We start from the raw sequence: 5,956 nt of genomic DNA on the forward strand, positions 1-5,956 counted from the left end.
GGCCGCGGGCGAGCTCGCCGGTCGGCCGGGTCGCGCGGCGGGCCGAGCGGCGCTCGAGCGCGAGCGCCTGCCCCTCGACCACCTCGCCGGCGCGCACGAGCACGCCCCAGCCGGAGCCCTCGGGCCCCGCGACGATGTTCACCGCGTGGTGCATGCCGTACGTGAAGTAGCAGTAGACGCGGCCGCCGGGCCCGAACATCGTCGCGTTCCGCGCCGTCCTCCCGCGGAACGTGTGGGCGCCGGGGTCGTCGCTGCTCCGGTAGGCCTCGACCTCCGTGACGCGCACGGCGACCGCGCCCGACGCATCCGCCCGCCGCAGCGTGCCGCCGAGCAGCAGCGGTGCGAGCTGCAGCGGGTCGCGCTCGAACCAGTGCGGGGGAGGGGTGGGCACGATCCGCACCGTACCGGGCGCCACTGAGCGAGGATCGAGCGCGCGCAGGGCGCGGCTGGTCCTTGCTGGGTGACGGCGCGGTGGCTGGTCCTTGCTCAGTGGCGGCCGGATGCCCCGAGCGGCGGTTGGACGCGCGGGGCGGTCAGGATCGCCGCCCTTAGGGGTCGCGCACGACGCGGGAGCGCGCCCGCGCGGTGCACCGAGCGCCGGGCGGATGCGCGGCGGTCGTGCCGCGGCAAGGGCGCGTTCCGGGGCGGCACCCGGGCGTTCCCTAGGATGGAGGGAGCGCCACAAGCGCCGACGCCGCCTGCCAGCCAGGCCCCCCGCACCCCACCAGACGGAGTCCCGTGCCGCATCCGCTCGCCCCGCACCTGCCAGACGCGGGCGACCCGAACGCCCTCGTCGAGGGCGTCTGGCCCGCTTCCGCCGAGCGCGTCGACGGGGCCCTCCGCGTCGGCGGCGTCGACGTGCGCGAGGTCGCGTCGACCCACGGCACCCCCTTCCTGCTCGTCGACGAGACCGTCGTGCGCGACCGGGCCCGGCGCATCCGCGAGGCCTTCGAGGCCGCCTTCGCCGAGAGCGCGGGCGGCAGCGGCGTCGACGTCTACTACGCCGGCAAGGCGCTGCTGACCGCCGACGTCGCCCGCTGGATGCGCGACGAGGGCCTCCGCATCGACGTGTGCACGGGCGGCGAGCTCGCGATCGCCCTGCGCGCGGGCATCGCGCCCGAGCTCATCGGCTTCCACGGCAACAACAAGTCGCCCGCCGAGATCGAGGCGGGCGTGACCGCGGGCATCGGCACCTTCATCGTCGACGCGCCGATCGAGGCCGAGCGCATCAGCGCGGCCGCCGAGCGCGCCGGGCGCGTGCAGCGCGTGCGGCTGCGCATCTCGGTGGGCGTGCACGCGTCGACCCACGAGTTCCTCGCGACGAGCCACGAGGACCAGAAGTTCGGCATCCCGATCGCCGAGGCGCCCGCGGTCGTGGCGCGCATCCGCGAGCTGCCCGGCCTCGAGCTCGTCGGCCTCCACACGCACATCGGCTCGCAGATCTTCGACCACGCGGGCTTCGCCGAGTCGGCCCGCCGCATGCTCGCGCTCCACGCCGAGCTGAGCGGCGAGGCGCCGCTGCCCGAGCTCAACCTCGGCGGCGGCTTCGGCATCGCCTACACCGCCGCCGACACGCCCGAGCCGATCGAGGGCATCGCGGCGCGGGTCGCGGATGCGGTGCGCGGCGCCGCGGGCGAGCTCGGCATCGCGGTCCCCAGGATCGCGATCGAGCCCGGCCGCTGGATCGTCGGCCCCGCGGGCGTCACCGTCTACACGGTCGGCACCGTCAAGCCCGTGCAGCTCGCCGACGGCGCGCGCACCTACGTCGCCGTCGACGGCGGCATGAGCGACAACGCGCGGCCCGCCCTCTACGGCGCCCAGTACTCCGCGCGGCTCGCGAACCGCGCCTCCGACGCCGAGCCCACGCTCGCGCGCGTCGCCGGCCACCACTGCGAGTCGGGCGACATCGTCGTCGACGCCGAGTGGCTGCCCGCCGACGTCGCGCCCGGCGACCTGCTCGCGGTCGCCGCGACCGGCGCCTACTGCCACTCGCTCGCCTCGAACTACAACGCGACGCCCCGCCCGCCCGTGCTCGCGGTGCGCGATGGCGCGGTGCGCGAGCTCATCCGCCGCGAGTCGATCGACGACGTGCTCTCGCGCGACGCCGGGCTCGTGCAGGCCCCCGCCGACACCGCGCGAGACGACGACGAGACGACCGGAGCCGCATCCGCATGAACCACTACCGATCCCTCCGCGTCGCGCTGCTCGGCGCCGGCAGCGTCGGCTCGCAGGTCGCGCGCCTGCTGCTCGAGCACCGCGACGAGCTCGCCGCCCGCGTGGGCGCGCCGCTCGAGCTCGTCGGCATCGGCGTGCGCGACGTGCACGCGAAGCGCGACGTCGAGCTGCCGCAGGAGCTGCTCACCGACGACCTCGCGACGCTCGTCGCGGGCGCCGACATCGTCGTCGAGCTGCTCGGCGGCATCGAGCCGGCCCGCACGCTGCTGCTCGACGCGCTCGCCGCGGGCGCCGACGTCGTCACCGCGAACAAGGCGCTCGTCGCCGCGCACGGGCCCGAGCTCTTCCAGGCCGCCGAGACGGTGGGCGCGCAGGTGAACTACGAGGCCGCGGTCGGCGGGGCGATCCCCATCATCCGCCCGCTCGAGCAATCGCTCGCGGGCGACCGCGTCATGCGGGTCATGGGCATCGTGAACGGCACCACGAACTTCATCCTCGACCGCATGCACACCGAGGGCTCGACGCTCGAGGAGGCGCTCGCGATCGCGACCGAGCTCGGCTACGCCGAGGCCGACCCGACCGCCGACATCGAGGGCTACGACGCGGCCTCGAAGGCGACGATCCTCGCGTCGCTCGCGTTCCACACCGAGGTCCCCGCCGAGTGCGTGCACCGCGAGGGCATCACCGCGGTGACGGATGCGATGGTGCAGCAGGCGGAGCGCACCGGCCGGGTGCTCAAGCTCGTCGCGATCTGCGAGCGGCTCGAGGACGGCTCCGGCAGCGCCTCGGGCGACCGCGTCTCGGCCCGCGTGCATCCGGTCTCGCTGCCGGCGACGCATCCGCTCGCGGCCGTGCGCGAGGCGAAGAACGCGATCTTCGTCACGGCGGAGTCGGCGGGCGACCTCATGTTCTACGGCGCGGGCGCGGGCGGCCCCGAGACGGCCTCGGCCGTGCTCGGCGACCTCGTCTCGATCGCGCGCCGGCACGTGCTCGGCGGCCCCGGCGCCGCTCCCTCGACGCACGCCGATCTCGCGATCGCGCCGTTCGGCGACGTGCTCGCGCGGCACGAGCTCGCGCTCACCGTCGTCGACCGGCCCGGCGTGCTCGCGGGCGTCGCGGGGCTCTTCGCCGAGCACGGCGTCTCGGTCGAGTCGGTGCGGCAGGACCCCGCCGACGGCGAGGCGTCGCTCGTGCTCGGCACCCACACCGCGAGCGAGGCCCGCATCGCGGCCGTGCTCGACGCGCTCGAGGCGCACCACGACGTGGAGCGGATCGACAGCGTGATCCGGCTCATCGACTAGGAGGCAGGACAGATGGCGAAGCAGCTGCAGGGCACCCGCAACCAGTGGCGCGGCGTGCTGCGCGAGTGGGCCGACGTGCTCGACGTGACGGATGCGTCGACGGTCGTCACGCTCGGCGAGGGCGGCACCCCGCTCATCGAGTCGAAGGCGCTCTCGGCGATGACCGACGCTCGCGTGCTCGTGAAGTTCGAGGGCCTCAACCCCACAGGCTCGTTCAAGGACCGCGGCATGACGGTCGCCGTCTCGCGCGCGGTCGAGCGCGGCGCGAAGGCGATCGCGTGCGCCTCGACGGGCAACACCTCGGCCGCCGCCGCCGCCTACGCCGCCGCGGCCGGCATCCAGGCGATCGTGCTCGTGCCGGAGGGCAACATCGCGATGGGCAAGCTCGCCCAGTCGGTCGTCCACGGCGCGCGCATCGTGCAGATCCGCGGCAACTTCGACGACTGCCTCGAGGTGTCGAAGGAGCTCGCCGAGCGCTACCCCGTGCACCTCGTCAACTCCGTGAACGACGACCGCATCGAGGGCCAGAAGACCGCGGCGCTCGAGATCGTCGACGTGCTGGGCGACGCGCCCGACATCCACTGCATCCCGGTCGGCAACGCTGGCAACATCACGAGCTACTGGCGCGGCTACTCGCTCGCCGAGACGAGCGGCTGGGCGACGAAGCGCCCGCAGATGCTCGGCTTCCAGGCCGCTGGCGCCGCCCCGATCGTGCGCGGCGAGGTCGTGCGCGAGCCCGACACGGTCGCGACCGCGATCCGCATCGGCAACCCCGCGTCGTGGCAGCAGGCGCTCGCGGCGCGCGACGAGTCCGGGGGCTTCATCGGCGCGATCGACGACGCCGCGATCCTCCGCGCGCAGCGCCTCCTCGCCTCGTCGACGGGCGTGTTCGTCGAGCCCGCATCCGCGATCTCCGTCGCGGGCCTCCTCGAGCGGCACGCCGCGGGGCAGATCCCCGCCGGTTCGACGATCGCGCTCACCGTCACTGGGCACGGCCTCAAGGACGCGCAGTGGGGCCTCAAGCTCGACGACGGCTCCGACGCGCGCCCCGAGTCGGCCGACGCCGACACGGCGCAGGTCGCGCAGATGCTGGGCCTCGCGTGAGCGGCGCCGATCTGCCGGTCGACGAGGCGGGCATGGCGGATGCGCCGGGCCCGGTCGTGCCCGTGGGCCGCGCCGTGCGCGTGCGCGTCCCCGCGACGAGCGCGAACCTCGGCCCCGGCTTCGACACCCTCGGCCTCGCCCTCAACGTGCACGACGAGCTCGAGGTCACCGCGACCGAGTCGGGCATCGCGGTCGACGTCTCCGGCGTGGGCGCCACGGCGGGCGAGGGCGGCGACGCCGTGCCGACCGACGAGTCGAACCTCGTCGCGCGCTCCGTGCTGCACGTGTTCGACCGCGTCGGCATCGCCGCGCCGGGCCTCCGGATCGTGGCGACCAACAGCATCCCGCACGGCCGCGGCCTCGGCTCCTCCGGCGCCGCGATCGTCTCGGGCGTGCTCGCGGCGAAGGGGCTGCTCGAGGGCATCGTCGACGTCTCGGACGAGGACGTGCTGCGCTTCGCGACCGAGCTCGAGGGCCACCCCGACAACGTCGCGCCCGCGATCTTCGGGGGCCTCACGATCGCGTGGGTCGACGAGACGGGCCCGCGTCACAAGCAGCTCGCCGTGCACCGCGGCGTCTCGCTGCTCGTCGCGGTGCCGGAGGCGACGATGTCGACGAAGCTCGCGCGCAGCCTGCAGCCCGACGCGGTGCCGCATGCCGACGCGGTCTTCAACCTGTCGCGCTCGGCGCTGCTGGTCGCGGCGCTCACGCAGAGCCCGGAGCTGCTGCTCGATGCGACCGAGGACCGCCTCCACCAGGCCTACCGCGCGAGCGCGATGCCCGACACGAGCGCGCTCGTCGCCGAGCTGCGCGCCGCCGGCCACGCGGCCGTCGTCTCGGGCGCCGGCCCCTCGGTGCTCGTGCTCGCCTCCGACCCGGCGGCGCGGCTCGAGGCCGCGCGGCTCGTCGAGGAGCGCTCGGGCGGGGCGATGGGCGCGTGGCGTGCGCGCCTGCTGGCCGTCGACATCCGCGGTGGTACAGTGGAGCCCGTCCCCACCGGCGCCGCGGCATAGCCGCGCCACGGGGAGATCCAGACTCCACCTCTCGCGCATTCTGAGCGCCCGTCGACCGCACCGGCCGTGAGCGCAGCGCGAGTCCTGGTCCCACGCCCGCGAGCATCGCGCGCGGGCCGACATCGAAGGAGCCCTCGCACATGACGAGCGAGATGACCGACAGCTCTCCCGCGGCCGACACCGCCGCACCGACCACCACCGCCCCGTCGCAGGCCGACGCCGCGCCCGCGACCGAGGCGGCCGCCGAGACCGCCGCGCCGAAGCGCCGCTCACGCCGCGCCACGACCTCGACCGTCACCGCCCGCGCCGCCGTCGCTGCCGAGCAGCCCGCGTCCGACGAGGCCGCGACCGGCCAGGCCGCCC

Annotated in this window: 5 protein-coding genes and 1 pseudogene; 5 read left to right on the top strand and 1 reads right to left on the bottom strand. The window is 75.4% G+C overall.

Going from position 1 to position 5,956, the window contains the following annotated elements; genetic code table 11:
* Positions 1 to 391, bottom strand: a 391-nt coding sequence (locus NWP09_RS11075; RefSeq protein WP_258275571.1) for a DNA-3-methyladenine glycosylase, incomplete at its 3' end; no start/stop codon positions are given.
* Positions 392 to 738: 347 nt separating this feature from the next.
* Here NWP09_RS11075 and lysA point away from each other — a divergent pair.
* From lysA to NWP09_RS11100, 5 genes and pseudogenes are all read left to right on the top strand, one after another.
* Entirely contained in the window at positions 739 to 2,175 is a 1,437-nt protein-coding gene (gene lysA, locus NWP09_RS11080; RefSeq protein WP_258275572.1) for a diaminopimelate decarboxylase, read from the top strand.
* Positions 2,172 to 3,476, top strand: coding sequence for a homoserine dehydrogenase (locus tag NWP09_RS11085; protein ID WP_258275573.1), 1,305 nt, complete (start codon positions 2,172 to 2,174; stop codon positions 3,474 to 3,476). The genes lysA and NWP09_RS11085 overlap by 4 nt, the downstream gene beginning before the upstream one ends.
* Before the next feature lie 12 nt (positions 3,477 to 3,488).
* Positions 3,489 to 4,580, top strand: a complete 1,092-nt coding sequence (thrC, locus tag NWP09_RS11090; protein WP_258275574.1) for a threonine synthase — start codon at positions 3,489 to 3,491, stop codon at positions 4,578 to 4,580.
* Between the two features lie 32 nt (positions 4,581 to 4,612).
* Positions 4,613 to 5,593 carry a homoserine kinase gene (gene thrB, locus NWP09_RS11095; protein ID WP_258275575.1) on the top strand — a complete coding sequence of 327 codons (981 nt, stop codon included), beginning with the start codon at positions 4,613 to 4,615 and terminating at the stop codon, positions 5,591 to 5,593.
* A gap of 152 nt (positions 5,594 to 5,745) precedes the next feature.
* Positions 5,746 to 5,956, top strand: a pseudogene (locus NWP09_RS11100) (hypothetical protein); the annotation flags it as partial.

This window comes from Agrococcus sp. HG114 (assembly GCF_024723325.1).
In the GTDB taxonomy this organism is placed as follows: Bacteria; Actinomycetota; Actinomycetes; order Actinomycetales; family Microbacteriaceae; genus Agrococcus.

What these genes read in the sequence shown, in the direction of transcription:
- NWP09_RS11085 (WP_258275573.1), top strand. Translation starts at nt 2,172, where the DNA reads ATGAACCACTACCGATCCCTCCGCGTCGCGCTGCTCGGCGCCGGCAGC.
- thrC (WP_258275574.1), top strand. Translation starts at nt 3,489, where the DNA reads ATGGCGAAGCAGCTGCAGGGCACCCGCAACCAGTGGCGCGGCGTGCTG.
- thrB (WP_258275575.1), top strand. Translation starts at nt 4,613, where the DNA reads ATGGCGGATGCGCCGGGCCCGGTCGTGCCCGTGGGCCGCGCCGTGCGC.